Here is a 16,690-nt window from a genome sequence, read left to right on the forward strand (position 1 = left end):
AAGTCTAAGTGCTTTTTTTGTTAAAAAGCACCATGGCGAACAAGCAGATAGACATGCGAAAAACAAAACTGATTTACAAACTGTACACCTCCGGCACTAGCAAACGGAGGATAAGCCAGCAATTGGGCATATCCCGTGTCACAATCAGGAAGTACATCGAATTCTTCAAGCGCTACCGTTTTACGGCCTACGAGGTGGAGAAGATGACCTTGGAGGAACTCCACAACCTTTTTAAGGACGGGCAAAAGCGCAAGAGCCAACGGTTGCTGACCTTAAGGCAGTACTTTCCCTATTTTGACAAAGAGCTCCGCAAGACCGGGGTGACCAGGCAATTGTTGTGGGAGGAATATTATGCCAAGCACCCCGATGGCTTCAAGCTCTCACAGTTCAAGTATTGGTACGCCGAATGGCGCAAGGAAACCTCTCCGGTAATGCACATGGAGCACAAGGCCGGCGACAAGCTCTTTATAGACTTCACGGGAAAGAAACTCCATATCGTTGACAGGGAGACCGGTGAACTGAAGGAACTGGAGGTGTTCGTGTGTATACTCGGCAGCAGCCAATACACTTATGTAGAGGCCTGTGCAAGCCAAAAACTGGAGGACTTCATCCGCTGCACCGAGAACGCACTGTGGTTCTACGGCGGCGTACCAAAGGCCCTGGTGCCCGACAACCTTAAGTCGGCGGTCACCAAGAGCAGCCGTTACGAGCCCAAGGTCAACGAGGTCTTCGCCGACTTTGCCGAACACTACGAAACGGCAGTACTGCCCACACGTACCTATAGGCCAAGGGACAAGGCCATAGTGGAGAACGCCGTGAAGATAATCTACACCAGGGTGTTCGCCCCTTTACGGAACCAGGTCTTCCATGGCATAACCGATATCAACATCGCGATAAGGGAACTGTTGGAAAAACACAACGCAATGTCGTTCAGGGGAAGGGAATATTCCAGGCGTTCGCTTTTTATGGAAATCGAGAAGGGAGAACTGATGCCCCTGCCCGAGAAACGCTATGAGGTAAAACGATATGCCCAGGCCACCGTGCACAAGAACAGCCATATCTATTTTGGGAAGGACAAGCATTATTACAGCGTACCCTACAGACATATAGGCAAACAGGTCAAGCTGGTCTATACCGACAACATCGTCGAGATCTACCATAAGCACGAAAGGTTCGCCGTACATACAAGGAGCAGGAAAAAATACGGCTATACCACCTTGGCCGACCATATGCCATCGCACCATCGTTTCGTAAGCGAGTGGAGCAGCGAAAGGTTCATCGATTGGGCGGGCAATATCGGCGGACACTGTAAAGGGTACATCATTGCCATCCTGGAGAAGAAGCAACACCCGGAACAATCCTACAAATCCTGTCTGGGGGTACTCCACCTTGCCAAAAAGTACGGAAGAGAACGTCTTGAGAATGCGTGCAAACGTGCCTCGGAATATGGTGCGTACAACTACAATATGGTCGAGCGCATCCTGAAAAAGGGATGGGACCAGATCGATGAAGGTATCGACGGGGATATGGAAATGCCCGAGCACAACAACATAAGAGGGGGGAAATACTACGAATAGGAACAATACTTAAAAACAGGACATATGAACGAAAAAACAATGCAATTGATGAAAGAAATGAGGCTCTATGGAATGCACAGGGCCTTTGCAACAACAATGGAAACCGGAGGTGCCGATACCGACTATACCAATGACGAACTCATTGCCTATCTCGTCCAGAACGAATGGGACGACCGCCATAACCGTAGGATAGAGCGATTGACCAAGTCCGCAAGGTTCAGGTATACGGCCGTCATGGAGGCCATCGACTACCGACCGTCGCGCCAACTGGACAAGAACCTGGTCCGGCGGCTCGGTTCCTGCGGGTTCATCCAAAAAAGGGAGAACATACTTATTACCGGTAGTACCGGCGTGGGCAAAAGTTACCTGGCATCGGCCATCGGCCACCAGGCCTGTACCATGGGATCAAAAACAATGTACTTCAATACCGCAAAGCTCTTTACCCTGCTCAAGACATCAAAGGCCGACGGTTCCTATCCAAAGCAGATAAGCAAACTTGAAAAACAGGACCTGCTCATCTTGGATGACTTCGGCCTTAAGCCATTGGACAACATCAATAGGCATGCACTTATGGAGATCATCGAGGACAGGCACGGCAAAAAATCCACTATAATAGCATCACAATTGCCCGTATCAAAGTGGCACGACATTATCGGGGAGAGAACACTGGCCGATGCCATCCTCGACCGTTTGGTGCATACAGCTCACAGAATAGATATAAAAGGAGAATCGATGAGAAGAAAATTAAAAAATAAAAACTAAGTTTAACCCAAGGATAGATCAAATCTGGGCAGTTCGTTTGCTATGGTCAGTTTTATCCGGCGAAGGTGGGTCAGTTTACCCGGCTTATCCACTGGTAGGACATAGAAAACCTTATATATTTCCCAAAAAGGCCTAACCAATATGCGTGGAGTGTCAAGTTTAATCGATTCCAGTTCTTATAAAAAAAATCAAAACCATCAATAAGTAATACTGTTATGAGCAATATTAATCCCCCACCAACAAATTCAGATTGAAGCGATTCTCCAATGTTATTACCGATTATGATAAGCACAAATGCCAATAAAATTTTTAGGACAAATCGCATCATCTAATCTCAGATTTATCCTTTTGGTGGAAAATTGTCATTACCAAAACTATCCTTTTGTCTAATCTGACCTTTTGTGTTATGAACTAAAAGCTCTGATTTTTGATTAATTGCAATATCTCGTGCCACCTTGATTGCTTCCTTTTGAGTTGAAGTGACTTTGGTAGCTTTTTGATTTCCAGCTCCCTTGACCGCCCAACCATCACTGTGCGGGACAACATGTTGATTCTTTTTCATATTTATAATTATTAGATTTTTATTACGTTTTCTACAATACCTTGAATCTTAAAATCATTTGTCAACACGATGGGTTGATGAGTTGGGTTACTAGACTTTGGTTTTAAGGCAATCATACTTCCCAAATGATGAAACTCCTTTATAGTAGCTTCATCGTCAATGAGAGCAACTACCCGATCTCCATTTCTTGCTGTCTGTACCTGTCTTATCAACACAAGATCTCCATCATCGATATCAGCTAAATTCATCGAATCACCAGATGCTCTTAGAATGAAATAGTTTTCATCCTTTTTGATAAGCTTAGTAGAAACAGGAATTTCTGCTTCAACATTTTCCTCAGCAAAAAGAGGATGACCACAAGCAACATTTCCCAAAACAGGAATGTTAGTAGTAAGTTCCATTGATTCCTCGTTTTCACTTTTCCTAACCAGTTCTGGGATATTGAAAAAAACCAGACCAAACCCACCAATGCAATGTTGGAACTGCTCTTTCAGGAGAATCCAAAAGAGGAAGAAGCACAAGAAGAATTATTTGAATTTGAACAACAGGAATTGATTACAGAAAATGAGGAACTGAATCATTATCGAAATCGGTACGAAGAAGTTCAACAACAATTCCATTCCGTAAAATATGATTTAGAAAAAATCATTGATAAGACCACTTATGTTAAAAGCAGTTTTGGAGGTGGCTATTTAAAACTGGATTTAAGCAAAGATGAATTTGAAAACATTAAACAAAAATTATAATGTATATCACAGTAACCAAACAGACATTAGATGGCAATTATGCACAGAGCGTTTCCGATTTTGTCGCTTATCTCGAAAAAGAAAACGATGACAAATCCATTGATGAAATGGAACATTTTTTCAATCAGTATGGCGAAGAAATATCAGGTAAGGAAGTCATTAAAGAAATTGACGGAAATACGGCTAAACTCAAAAAGACCGAACCAAAGTTTTATTCCATTACAGTCAATCCGAGTGCTTATGAATTGAAGCGATTGCAAAATCATTCCGAGGAACTGAAAAAGTACACCCGAGAATTGATGAAAGAGTACGCTAAATCTTTTAATCGGGAAATAAACGGACGAGCTGTTACTGTAGATGACATTATATACTATGCCAAAATTGAGCATCAGCGTACGTATAAGGGAACGGATAGGAAAATTCAGGAGAACCAACCTTATGCCACCAAGATACTTCAAATTAAGAACGATATCCGGAAAATTAAAAGTGGCGAATTAGAAGGCAACATCAAAAAATTACAGCAAACGATGTCCCGATTGGAAAAAGAAGCACCACATCAACAAGATGGAAAACGCATTGTTAGAGGGATGCCTAAAGAAGGCTCTCAAAGCCATATCCATATTATTGTGAGCAGAAAGGATATGTCCAATAAATACAGTTTGTCCCCTGGTAGCAAGTACAAAGCTTCGGAAACCGTTTTTAATGGCAAACCTGTAAAACGTGGTTTTGATAGGGACAAATTCTTTAAGGCTTCTGAAAAAACGTTTGACACTCTATTTCAATACAAACGAAACTATGTTGAAACTTATAAGGCACGTAAAACATTCCTGAAAAATCCAAAGTTGTATTTCTCAATTCTTTCGGGATTGCCAACCAATGAAAAGGCAACTGCCTATAAAATACTTGCCAAATCTGGTGTACCCATAATGAATATTCCAACAAACAAAGTACAGTTGGCATTAAAGATAATCAACAAGTTTAAAAAAGGGATTGACCGAGCAATACAGTCGGGTTCTATTGGGATATGAGTATGTCAATACCACATATCATCCTTTTTATTGTTGTTCCGGTATTGTTTGTCAGTACAGTTTTATATGTGTTTCTTCATCAAGAAGAGCCCAAAAACGGAGATAAGAAATATCAGGTACGCTTTAAACTTCGTCGTGGAAAATTTCAAATCGAAAATATCAAGCGAGGTGCATCGATTATTGGCTCTGCGGGAAGCGGTAAAACAGAAAGTGTTATCTATAATTTTTTACAGCATTTTAGTACCCATCAATTTTGTGGTATCATACACGATTACAAGGATTTTGAACTTACCGAAATTGCCTACCCATTATTTAAAGAAAAGGATATTAAATTCTATACCATAGCTTTTGACCAAATCCATTATTGTGTAAACCCAATTACCCCAAGATATTTGCCCAATGAGGAAAGTGTGAATGAATTATCCAAGGTACTCATTGAAAATCTTTTGGAGTTCAACGAATCCAGTACAAACAGTACCACAAAATTCTTCAGTGATGCTGTTGAAGGTTTGATGGGTGGAATGATTTGGAAACTAAAAACGTCCTATCCTCAATATTGCACCCTGCCCCATTTGATTGCTATTTTTCAATCGATGACTACCAAACAGTTGGTTACTTTTGTGAGCTCAAATATCACTTCCCGAAGTATGGCAAGTGCTTTTATCAACGGAATGGATTCTGACAAACAAACGGCAGGTGTGAAAAGCACATTGGCCAATGCCTTTAAAAAGATAGGTTCACAACAGTTGTTTATGGCTTTGTCAAAAGATGAAGTACCATTGAATATCAACAGCAAGGACAATCCTGCTGTTATCTGCATCGTGAACCATCCCAAATATGAATCAGCTTACTCGCCTATCATCGCTGCAATTATGCACACAGTCATCAAGCAAATGAGCGTGAGAGGTCAACAGTCGTCATTTTTAATGATGGAAGAAGCCCCAACCATAAAGCTGCTTAATATGCACCGCATTCCCGCAACTTTAAGAAGCTATGATATTGCCACAATTTACGTGATGCAGGATAAAATTCAGAATGATATGCTATATGGAGACAAAGCGAGTAAGGCTATTTTGAGCAATCTTTCCTATCAGTTTTTCGGCAAAGTTAATGACCCAGATACTGCAAAATATTATGAGCGTTTCTTTGAGATTGTTCGTAAGGAAACCACAAGTATAAATCGTGGACACAATCTAAATTTTGATACGAGAATTACCACAGGCGAAAAAGAAGTTTCTAAACGTAGAGCAGATGTTTTTTTCCGTTTGAAACAAGGCGAGTTTATAACTTTTGCTGATGGCAAAGATAAAAGAGTTCAATTTAAACTACAAACGATTAAAAGAGAAATACCAAATCCTCATCAACATTTTACAACCGATGAATTAAAGCTCAATTTTGAACGGATTTATAGAGAGGCAAAATCTATATTTAAGGTTAACTAAAATTAGTAAATAAAGAACAACCATAGTTTTTGCACAACCTGTGCATCGATTAATTTGTATCTTTGTCAAACTTTATGAAAATATTCTTTTCCATATCAATGTCTATTTTATTCTTTTTTCAGGGAATCAGCATTGATATGGACTTTTGTGGGCCAATTAAAGAAATTTCAAGCATTATTACCCATTATCAAGACCATAAAGTTTATGGAGACTCTTTCCTTGAATACGTAGTCGAAGATTACATTGACAATGGTGCAAAAAATGAAGGGCATCATCATAACCCTGATAAGGAGAATACACCAATCCATTCCCATCAGCAATGTTGTCACCCTTTAGTGTTAATGATTGAGAACAACAATTTGGCTTTAATTAATCAATTAAAGTTTGAAGGAAAAAAACAGGTTAACTTACATAAAGTAAACTTCTCTTCCAGATATTTGGAATCGCTTTTCCAACCCCCTAAAGTATAATTCAGTTTTTTTTAAGGATAGCTATATCCTAACGTGATGCTTCTCAAGATAGGCATTGCTATATAAATGCGTTGCACCTATTCGCATCGTAAGTTTTAAACTGAATTAATACTTTTTCTATGATTAACAAAATCATTTCATTTTCCATTAATAATAAATTTATTATTGGCTTATTTATAGTGGCACTTGTTGGTACGGGCATTTGGTCTATGGCCACTATAAACTTGGGTTCTGTACCCGATATAACAAACAACCAAGTACAGGTAATAACCGTGGCCCCAAACTTGGGGACAGAAGATATAGAACAATTTGTTACCTATCCCGTAGAATTGGCAATGGCCAATCTTCCTGACGTCATCGAGCTGCGTTCAGTATCCCGTTTTGGGCTGTCCGTGGTTACCATTGTTTTTAAGGACGAGGCAGGCACTTATCTGCCACGGCAATTGGTACAGGAGAAATTAACCGAAGTTGCCGGAGAAATCCCCGAAGGTTTTGGCACACCTTTTATGGCTCCCATAACAACAGGTCTGGGCGAAATTTTTCAATATACCTTAAAAGTAAAAGAAGGCTATGAAGACAAATATGATGCAATGGAGCTTCGCACCATCCAAGATTGGATTGTAAAACGCCAAATGGCTTTAGTGCCAGGCGTAGTCGAGGTCAATGCCTTTGGAGGTTATGTAAAACAATACGAAGTTGCCATTAATCCTGATAAACTAAAAAGTTTTGGCATTACAATGAATCAGGTATTTGAAGCTCTTAAAGTGAACAATGCCAATACCGGTGGTGCTTACATTGAAAAAAACCACCAAGCCAATTTTATCCGTGGCGAAGGGCTGGCTCGAAGTATCGCCGATTTGGAAAACACGGTTGTGACCACTCAAAATGGAAGCCCTGTCTTGGTAAGGGACGTTGCCGAAAAAGTGGGCTACGGAAACCAAGTGCGTTATGGTGCATTTACCCAAGACGGTCACGAATCTGTAGGCGGACAGATTTTGATGCTTAAAGGCGAAAGCCCTGGTACTGTGATAGAAAATGTACAAAACCGTATTGATGAAATACAAAAATCCTTGCCGGAAGGTGTTTATATAGCACCGTTTTTAAGTCGAAGTGAATTGATAGGAAGAACCACAAGTACAGTCGAGAAAAACCTTATTGAAGGTTCGCTGATTGTGATTTTTGTTTTGGTGCTATTGTTGGGAAGCTTCCGTGGTGGTTTGATTACAGCTTCGGTAATCCCATTATCACTGCTCTTCGCATTTATTTTGATGAAACAATTTGGGGTGTGGGCAAATTTAATGTCCTTGGGTGCAATCGACTTTGGAATCATCGTGGATGGTGCGGTAATCATTGTTGAAGGAATGGTTTTTCATATCCATCAACGGATGAAAAAAACCACAACTGCCATAGGTCAGCCCGAAATGGATGAAATAGCCTACGAATCGGCAAGTACGATGATGAATTCGGCATTTTTCGGACAATTGATTATCCTTATTGTATTTACACCGATTCTCTTTTTGACTGGTGTGGAAGGAAAAATGTTCCGTCCAATGGCTTTTACCTTTGGATTTGCCGTTTTAGGAGCGATTATCCTTTGTCTTACTTACGTCCCAATGATTTCGTCGATGTTCTTGAAACCAGCAAAGAACCAAAACGGTTGGTTTGCCAAGTTTGAAAATAAAATTGATAGGTTCAGTGATAAAATAATGTCTGGGCTAAATAGAGGATATGTACCGTTGCTCAATTTTGCACTTCGTTTTCGGGCTGGTGTCGTTATAGGCGCAGTTACCCTACTATTAATCGCAGGATTTATCTTCAGCAACATGGGCGGCGAATTTATCCCAAAATTTGATGAGGGCGATATTGCGTTTCAAGCGTTGATAAAACCAGGTAGCAGTCTTACCGAGTCCATCGAGGCTTCAAAAAAACTTCAAAATTTAATCAATGAATTTCCAGAAGTAAAAACAGTAATTTCAAGAATTGGGGTTGCCGAAATCCCAACCGACCCAATGCCTATGGACATTGCGGATAGTTATATCATTCTTGAAAAAGATAAGAGCAAATGGACTTCAGCAGACAGCAAAGAAGAACTTATCGAAAAAATACAGGAAAAAATTTCAGTTGTTCCAGGCGTAAATTTCGTGTTTACCCAACCTGTAGAACTTCGTTTTAATGAATTATTGACGGGTGTCCGAGAAGATGTTGCCATTAAACTATATGGGGAAGATTTGGGCGTTTTGGCAGACAAGGTACAGGAAATCGCTGCGGTCATTAGAACTGTACCCGGAGCGGCTGACCTCAATGTGGAAGCTACAAGTGGCTTACCTCAAATGACGGTGGAATACAATCGCGCAAAAATGGCACAATACGGTGTAACCGTGGATAAATTGAATGATTATGTAAGTGCCGCCTTTGCAGGAGAAGAGGCAGGTGTAATTTTTGAAGGCGAAAAACGGTTCGATGTGGTTATCCGATTGGCAAAGGAATTTAGACAAGACATCAACAACCTTAAAAATCTTTATATCGATTTGCCAAATGGAGCGCAAGTACCATTAAAGGAAGTGGCGGAAATCAGTTATAAACCCGGACCAATGCAAATTTCAAGGGACAACACGTCTCGTCGTATTTCGGTAGGTGTCAATGTCCGTGGACGCGATGTAAAATCGATGGTCGAGGAAATACAGCAAAAATTGGAAACACAAGTAAAATTGCCACCTGGTTATTTTGTAACCTATGGAGGTTCGTTCGAAAACCTACAACGTGCTTCTGACCGATTGATGATTGTAGTGCCTATTGCACTTTTCTTAATATTCATATTGCTTTATTTTGCCTTGAGTTCGTTCTCACAATCGGTAATGATTTATATGGCAGTGCCTTTGGCGGCCATTGGTGGCGTATTTGCTTTGTGGGTTCGTGGAATGCCATTTAGTATTTCCGCAGGCGTTGGTTTTATCGTGCTCTTTGGAGTTGCGGTTTTAAACGGATTGGTACTGATAAACAAATTCAATGAACTAAAAGAAAGTGGAATGACAGACTTAAAAAAACGAATATACGAAGCAACGCACGAACGCTTACGTCCAATTTTGCTGACGGCAACCGCGGCCATTATGGGCTTTATCCCTATGGCGGTTTCTACCTCTGGTGGTGCGGAAGTGCAAAGGCCTTTGGCAACAGTGGTTATCGGTGGTTTGATTACCGCAACGTTTTTGACGCTTGTGGTCCTTCCCGTATTATACTATTGGCTGGAATCCCGAAAAGAAAAGAAGGACAATGGTGGAGATGTAAGCTATATTAAAACATCACCCAGTATCGTAACCGTATTATTGATGGTTGGAGGTTTGATGGCTTCCGGGACTTCATTTGCCCAAGACACCAATCAAGATGGTACAATTCCAAAGACATTGACCGTTGATGAGGCAATTGCTATGGCTAAACAGAATTATCCATCACTTAAAGAGAGCCAAGCTTTTATTGAACGGGAAAAGGCACTAAAGGGAACGAGTTTTGACCTTGGTAGCACTCAAGTTTTCACTGGCAAAGAAGAATATGGAAATAATCTTCCTGGAGTGCAGACAACCGTTGGTGTGCAACAGGGCAACATTGATTTGCTTTCCGGGTTTTCAAAATCGAAGTTTTACAAAGAGCGTATTGCCTTGGGAGAAAAGTTTTATGTGGCCAGTGAACAACAATTGGTGCGTAATGTGATGCAGGCGTATGACCAAATTAATTATTACAAGGCACAGTTGCGTTTTGCAGACCAATTGGACAGTATTTATGCCAATTTTAGAACCGCTGCCCAACTTCGGTATGATACGGGAGAAACAGGTAAATTGGAATTTATTTCAGCCTCTTCCGAATTTCAACAGATTCAAGTATTAAGGCAACAGGCCTTTGATGATATTGAAATTGCCAAACGTGCCTTAAAACAGTATTTGGGAACGGATGAATCCATTGAAACGATTAGTGAACCATACAAAACATTGGATTTTATGGCGACATTGGATTCCACTTCGGTGGCCAATAACCCAATGTTGCAATATGCGTTGCAAAATGCCGAAGTAAGCAAGGCAAACGTAGGTGTTGAGAAATCACAATTCCTGCCGAAATTCAGCTTATCGTATGGCAGACAGGTTGTGGATGAAGTGTCAGGCTTCAACACCTATCAGGCAGGTATTAGCATTCCGTTATGGTTTTTTCCCCAGAAGTCAAGGGTAAAGGCGGCCAAGGCAGACGCAATGGTAGCAGAGAATCAATATTTGGAACAAAAGGCGGTCACGGAAAGTCGTGTGTCGCAATTGACTAAATCCCTTGAAAAAACAAAGAAGATTTTGCAATATTACGAAGAAGGCGCACTACTCTTGGCAGAAGAACAAATTACCACCGCGCAATTGGCATCTAAAGAAGGCGAAATAGATTACGTCAATTACATCACGATTCTCAACAGTGCCATCCGTATTAAACAAAACCATTTACAATACATCAATCAGTTTAACCAGCAGACCATTGATATGCAATATCAATTGGGCAATTTATAACCTTAAAAAAAGAGAAATGAAGAATATACTATTAGTAAGTACCGTATTATTTACACTTATGTTTATGAGTTGTAATGATGCCCCAAAATCTGAACTTGGCCACAACGAAGCCGAAGGCGTATCAAAAACCAATGAAGCTGGAGAAGATGCACACGGCGAGGAAGGTCACAATGAAGGAGAAGAAGAAGGTCACAGCGAGGAAGAGGGCGTTGTGGAACTCACAAAGCAACAGGCCGAAACCATTGGTTTGGAAATGAAACCTCTGGAGGAACGCAATTTAGGGAACAACATTAAGGTAACAGGAACTCTGGAACTTTTCCCACAGGACAAGGCGAACATAAGCCCTTTTGTTGGTGGAAATGTGAGTTCCATAAAGGTAATACCCGGAGATAACGTAAAGAAAGGTCAGGTGCTGGCATATATAGAACACCCGGATATCATTGCAATGCAACAGGACTATCAGGAAAAAAATGACGAACTGGTCTTTTTGAAACAGGATTTTGAACGCAAGCAGACCCTTTACGATAAAGGTGTGTCTTCGGGAAAGGAATTTCAGATGGCACAGTCAAAATTTCGTTCCACAACATCCAGTGTCAATGGTTTAAGGGCTCAATTGAGGTTGTTGGGGATTAATCCGGAAAAAGTGGCGGAAGGCCAAATATATTCCGCAGTTCCCATTACCACGCCCATAAGTGGTTACGTGGACGAAGTAATGATAAGTTTGGGAGATTATGTTGGTACACAATCCAAAATGTTCTCGATAAGTGATAATTCAAAAATTTATGTCAACTTCAAAGTCTATGAAAAGGACATAAAGCAAATCCAGAAAGGACAACAGATATATTTTTCCACGGCCTCTCACCCAGATGAACTGCTTAAGGCCACCGTTCGGTCTATAGGTAAAACCTTCAATACCGACCCAAAAGCTATAGAAGTTCTTGCCGATATAGAAAACAAGGATAAAAACCTTTTGCCAGGTATGTATGTGGAAGGGCGCATAGTGCAGGGCGAGAAAAAGGGTTTCGCCGTTCCGGAAGCCGCCATTATAAAGGAAGGCGAGCAATCCTTCATTTTCATATTGGATGAAGATGAGGAAATGGAAGTAGGCAAAATGAAATTCAAAATGATACCCGTAACGGTTGGTATTACTGATTTAGGCTTTGTTGAAGTCAATCTGCCTGCCGAAGTTTCAAAGGATGCCAAAGTTGTCATAAACGGAGCTTATAACCTGTCTTCCGAGATGGTTAAAGGCGAACTGGAACACGGACATTAATTCAATAATAATCAAAGATTTTGATTCCGAGTTTGTTTATCGTCTTAATTAGTTAGTTAAAAATTAGAAAACAGGCTCGGTTCAAAATCGATTAAAAATTTAAAAAATTCATAATATGAAGGAAATAAAAGCATTTATAAAACCGAACCGAATCCAAAGAGTCATTGAAGCACTTTCTGACAATGGATTTGAAAGTATGACCCTTTCAAATGGAGAAGGCACAGGAGCATTTAAGGCAAAAGGCGCAAGACCGTCGTTGGATTTTCGTATTACCGATAGTCCTGTAGTTAAGCTGGAATTGGTCTGTCAAAATGAGGAAGCCCAAGCTGCCATTGAAATAATTTTAAAAAATGGCAAAACGGAAGAACCTGGAGATGGTATTATCTATATAGCAAATATTGAGGATGCCTTTCAAATTAAAACTGGAGAATCCTTAAAACGGTACGACCTATAAAACACTTTGTTGTAAATGGAAAAATTAGTTCAACTTCTGGAAAGCAAAGGGATACGACCTACGGCTATGCGCTTGATGACTTATAAACGTTTGGCGGAATTAGAGGCGACCATAAGTCTTGGCGACTTGGAAAAGGATTTTAAGGTCAGTGAAAGAAGCACCCTATTTAGGACTATGAAAACATTTGAAGAAAAAGGTATTGTGCATCAAATTGAGGATGGTACGGGAATTATAAAATACGCCCTTTGCGAAGAAAATTGTGAATGCGAGGTCGGCAACGACCTTCATTTGCACTTTCATTGCAACAATTGTAATGAAACAGTCTGTTTAACAGAGCATAAAATCCCTCACATCAACTTGCCTGATGGCTATATCACGAAGGACATTAACTTGGTGGTAAAGGGTATCTGCGAAAAATGCAGTGGCAATTTGGATTAAACCTTTGGTTTTTAAATTCAATTATCATTTATAAATAATTAGCAATGATAACAATCTATAAAAAAGAAGCTACGGTATATATGGTAGCAGAAAACAAGCTGGATGCCAAGGATTATGAAAACTTGATACCGGTCTTAACAGAACACATAAATGCATATCAGGAAGTTTTCTGGTACATTGAAATGCAAAATTTTGAAGGCTGGACGGTAAGTGCCTATTGGAAGGGCATTGAATTAAACCTTCCGAATGAAAAGCATTTAAAGCGTGTTGCTTTGGTGGGTAGCGTTAAATGGCAAGAGCAATTTACCGAGGTATTGCTTCCTTTTTCAGAAGCCCATATAAAATTTTATAAGACCGAAGAAAAAGACGATGCCAAAGAGTGGATAAAATAAAAATAAAAAATGGAAAAACTACAACTAAAAATACCGGTCATCCTTCCGCAAGTTCCTAACGAAAAAGATTCTTGTGTTGAAAGGCTTATTCAAAAACTACAAGCTAAAGAGGGCATCGAAAAAGTGCACATTGCCGATGCAAACGGAGCTGATGTGCCACAGCTCTGTTTTCATTATGACCCAGATATCATTTCCATTGACCGCATTCAATCCCTCGCCGAAAGTACTGGTGCCAAGATTACCGAAAAATACGGGCATTTGCTCATTGAAGTTAAAGGAATTAGACACACAAGACAGGCTCGTTCCATAGAGAAAAGCCTTTTGGCAATCAATGGAGTTTTGGAAGCTTCCGTTTCAGGCTCTGGAATGGTACGACTTGAATTTGATAAAAAGCAAACAAATTTTGATGAAATAAGTAAACAAATTGAAAAAGAAGACCTTCAGATTCAAAGAAGTGCTTCAAACGAAAATGATTACACCAAAGCATCCAAAAAACAGGAGCGTTCAAAGAAGGAAGAGACTAAAGAGCAAACTTCCACAGAGGGACACGAGCACAAAGAAGGCGAGACCCACGAGGAAGGAGAAGAGCACGCCCACGGTGGTATTTTCGGTAAAAATACGGAGCTCATTTTTTCCATTATCTGTGGGGCACTTCTCGGAATAGGTTTCGGCCTTTCCTATGTGGAATCCATCCCAGATTGGGTCAGTCTTACTTTATACATTGGCGCTTACTTTTTCGGTGGTTTCTTTACGGCCAAGGAAGCAGTACAGACCGTTGCCAAAGGCGGTTTTGAAATTGACTTCTTAATGCTGGTTGCCGCCATTGGTGCAGCCATTCTGGGAGAATGGGCAGAAGGTGCATTGTTATTGTTCCTGTTTAGTTTGGGGCACGCCCTTGAACATTATGCAATGGAAAAGGCCCGAAAATCTATCGCAGCACTGGCAGATTTGGCACCAAAAACAGCCTTGCTGAAAAAAGATGACAAGACAGAAGAAGTCGGTATTGAAAAATTAATTATAGGCGATATCATTGTGGTCAAGCCCAACAGTAAAATATCTGCCGATGGTGTTGTGGTCAAAGGAAAAAGTAGTGTCAACCAAGCCCCTATTACCGGGGAAAGTGTACCGGTGGACAAAGTTCCCGTGGAGGATACTGCCAAGGACTATTCAGAGGATGATGAAATCAAAGACGAAAACCGCGTATTTTCTGGAACTATTAATGGCAACAACACCCTTGAAATAAAGGTAATCAAAGAAGCAAAGGACTCTACGCTGTCCCGATTGGTAAAATTGGTCAACGAGGCACAGACCCAAAAATCGCCCACCCAGTTGCTTACCGATAAATTTGAAAGATATTTTGTGCCTTCCGTACTGGTATTGGTCGTGCTACTGCTCTTCGCTTTCTTGGTCATCGATGAACCCTTTAGCGATAGTTTTTACCGTGCAATGGCAGTATTGGTAGCCGCCAGTCCCTGTGCACTCGCCATTTCAACACCAAGTGCGGTATTAAGCGGTGTGGCACGGGCAGCACGGGGCGGTGTTCTTATCAAAGGTGGGCGACCGCTTGAGGATTTAGGGGTCATTACCGCTTTGGCTTTTGATAAAACGGGCACGCTTACCGAAGGCAAGCCCAAACTTACCGAAGTAGTACCACTGGGGAATATTGAAGAAAATGAACTGTTAAAGATAGCCGTTGCCGTTGAAAACTTGAGCGACCACCCTTTGGCCAAAGCCGTCGTAAGGGATGGGAAAGAGCGTCTGAAAGGTACTGATATTACCGATGCGTCAGATTTGGAAGCGGTTCTCGGAAAAGGTATCAAAGCTTCTTTGGGCAAGGATAAAATCTATATTGGAAACCTTGACTTGTACGAAGACCTCGATGAAGCAAAACCATCCGAAGTTATATCGAATAAAGTAAAAGAACTTGAAGGTGGTGGAAATACCACAATGCTCATAAGAAGGAACAAAGAATATATAGGTATCATCGCCCTGATGGATACCCCACGGGAAGCGGCCAAGGAAACCCTTAAAAAATTAAAGGAAATCGGTATTAAGCGGATGATAATGCTAACTGGCGATAATCAAAAGGTTGCCGATGCCGTTGCTAAAGAAATTGGGTTGACCGATGCCTGGGGAAGCCTGTTGCCAGAGGAAAAGGTAGATGCCATTAAAAAATTAAAAGAACAGGAATCCAAAGTCGCAATGGTAGGCGACGGTGTGAACGATGCCCCTGCAATGGCAAACAGCACCGTAGGTATCGCAATGGGTGCAGCGGGCAGTGATGTGGCATTGGAAACAGCTGACATTGCCCTAATGGCCGATAAACTGGAAACCCTGCCCTTTGCCATAGGTTTGAGCAGGAAGGCAAAGACCATTATCAAGCAAAACCTTTGGGTCAGCCTCGGTATTGTGGCATTGCTTATCCCCTCAACCATTTTTGGGCTTGCCAATATCGGTATTGCGGTCGTCATCCACGAAGGCTCAACATTACTTGTGGTATTCAATGCCTTAAGGCTTTTGGCTTATAAAAAATAAATTTAATAAAAAGGGTTGCTTTTGAATCAAGGTTAAAATGACCAAAACGGAAAAAATATTATCAAATCACGGTATTCGCCCTACCCAAATGAGGTCGAAGATATACAAGTTCCTAAAAAGGAAACAAAGTGCCGTGTCCTTTTCCGATTTGAAAAAGGCCTTTGTTCAAAAGAGCGAAACCAATAAAACAGCAAACAGAACGACCTTTTATCGCAATCTCAAGATTTTTGAGGATAAAGGGTTGATTCATCAGATTAATGATGGGGTCGGAGTGGCAAAATATGCGATTTCTGATGAAAATGCCAAAGCTAAATATGGTATAGATTTACATATGCACTTTCATTGTGTGGTTTGTACGAAAACCATCTGTTTACCGAATAAAATATCGGAAGAGAGCTTGCCAAACGATTATGAAATAAACAATGTGAACCTTGTATTGAAAGGAGTATGTGAAAAATGCAGGAAAAAACAATAAG

General features: G+C 40.8%; 15 protein-coding genes. 13 read left to right on the forward strand and 2 right to left on the reverse strand.

Annotation, left to right across the window (positions count from 1 at the left end; all coding sequences use genetic code 11):
* Nucleotides 1-32 precede the first annotated feature (32 nt).
* Entirely contained in the window at nucleotides 33-1,577 is a 1,545-nt protein-coding gene (gene istA, locus PY091_RS14845) for an IS21 family transposase (protein ID WP_275650442.1), read from the forward strand.
* A 24-nt stretch (nucleotides 1,578-1,601) separates the two neighbouring features.
* Nucleotides 1,602-2,339, forward strand: a complete 738-nt coding sequence (gene istB, locus PY091_RS14850; RefSeq protein ID WP_275650443.1) for an IS21-like element helper ATPase IstB — start codon at nucleotides 1,602-1,604, stop codon at nucleotides 2,337-2,339.
* A 340-nt stretch (nucleotides 2,340-2,679) separates the two neighbouring features.
* On the opposite strand, the gene PY091_RS14855 is transcribed toward istB, so the two are convergent.
* The gene (locus PY091_RS14855) at nucleotides 2,680-2,901 is read right to left on the reverse strand and encodes a DUF2188 domain-containing protein (protein ID WP_275650444.1); all 222 of its coding nucleotides are present in this window, start codon (nucleotides 2,899-2,901) and stop codon (nucleotides 2,680-2,682) included.
* 11 nt (nucleotides 2,902-2,912) lie between these two features.
* Nucleotides 2,913-3,302 (reverse strand): transcriptional repressor LexA, encoded by a 390-nt coding sequence (gene lexA, locus PY091_RS14860; protein WP_275650445.1) that lies wholly within the window; start codon nucleotides 3,300-3,302, stop codon nucleotides 2,913-2,915.
* A gap of 72 nt (nucleotides 3,303-3,374) precedes the next feature.
* On the opposite strand from lexA, the gene PY091_RS14865 reads away from it, so the two are divergent.
* The 11 genes from PY091_RS14865 (at nucleotide 3,375) to PY091_RS14915 (ending at nucleotide 16,689) form a co-directional block, all read left to right on the forward strand.
* On the forward strand, nucleotides 3,375-3,647 hold the full coding sequence (locus tag PY091_RS14865; protein WP_275650446.1) for a hypothetical protein: 273 nt from the start codon (nucleotides 3,375-3,377) through the stop codon (nucleotides 3,645-3,647).
* On the forward strand, nucleotides 3,647-4,675 hold the full coding sequence (gene mobB, locus PY091_RS14870) for a MobB family relaxase (RefSeq protein ID WP_008992775.1): 1,029 nt from the start codon (nucleotides 3,647-3,649) through the stop codon (nucleotides 4,673-4,675). Before PY091_RS14865 ends, mobB begins: the two co-directional genes overlap by 1 nt.
* Nucleotides 4,672-6,117: a type IV secretory system conjugative DNA transfer family protein gene (locus PY091_RS14875; protein ID WP_028281656.1), complete on the forward strand. Its 1,446-nt coding sequence runs from the start codon at nucleotides 4,672-4,674 to the stop codon at nucleotides 6,115-6,117. The genes mobB and PY091_RS14875 overlap by 4 nt, the downstream gene beginning before the upstream one ends.
* A gap of 74 nt (nucleotides 6,118-6,191) precedes the next feature.
* The gene (locus tag PY091_RS14880; RefSeq protein ID WP_244745226.1) at nucleotides 6,192-6,587 is read left to right on the forward strand and encodes a hypothetical protein; all 396 of its coding nucleotides are present in this window, start codon (nucleotides 6,192-6,194) and stop codon (nucleotides 6,585-6,587) included.
* Nucleotides 6,588-6,706: 119 nt separating this feature from the next.
* A complete protein-coding gene (locus tag PY091_RS14885; RefSeq protein WP_275650447.1) occupies nucleotides 6,707-11,122 on the forward strand; it encodes a CusA/CzcA family heavy metal efflux RND transporter in 4,416 nt (1,471 codons plus the stop codon).
* A 16-nt stretch (nucleotides 11,123-11,138) separates the two neighbouring features.
* Nucleotides 11,139-12,395, forward strand: a complete 1,257-nt coding sequence (locus PY091_RS14890) for an efflux RND transporter periplasmic adaptor subunit (RefSeq protein ID WP_275650448.1) — start codon at nucleotides 11,139-11,141, stop codon at nucleotides 12,393-12,395.
* A gap of 115 nt (nucleotides 12,396-12,510) precedes the next feature.
* Nucleotides 12,511-12,849 (forward strand): P-II family nitrogen regulator, encoded by a 339-nt coding sequence (locus PY091_RS14895; RefSeq protein WP_025743384.1) that lies wholly within the window; start codon nucleotides 12,511-12,513, stop codon nucleotides 12,847-12,849.
* 15 nt (nucleotides 12,850-12,864) lie between these two features.
* Nucleotides 12,865-13,287, forward strand: a complete 423-nt coding sequence (locus tag PY091_RS14900; RefSeq protein ID WP_275650449.1) for a Fur family transcriptional regulator — start codon at nucleotides 12,865-12,867, stop codon at nucleotides 13,285-13,287.
* Between the two features lie 44 nt (nucleotides 13,288-13,331).
* Entirely contained in the window at nucleotides 13,332-13,679 is a 348-nt protein-coding gene (locus PY091_RS14905; protein WP_008992769.1) for a SpoIIAA family protein, read from the forward strand.
* Nucleotides 13,680-13,688: 9 nt separating this feature from the next.
* Complete coding sequence (locus PY091_RS14910) at nucleotides 13,689-16,214, forward strand: heavy metal translocating P-type ATPase (RefSeq protein WP_275650450.1); 2,526 nt, start codon at nucleotides 13,689-13,691, stop codon at nucleotides 16,212-16,214.
* Between the two features lie 37 nt (nucleotides 16,215-16,251).
* Nucleotides 16,252-16,689 (forward strand): Fur family transcriptional regulator, encoded by a 438-nt coding sequence (locus PY091_RS14915; RefSeq protein ID WP_275650451.1) that lies wholly within the window; start codon nucleotides 16,252-16,254, stop codon nucleotides 16,687-16,689.
* Nucleotide 16,690 lies beyond the last annotated feature (1 nt).

Origin of the sequence: Flagellimonas okinawensis, assembly GCF_029194005.1 — a bacterium.
Taxonomy (GTDB): domain Bacteria; phylum Bacteroidota; class Bacteroidia; order Flavobacteriales; family Flavobacteriaceae; genus Flagellimonas; species Flagellimonas okinawensis.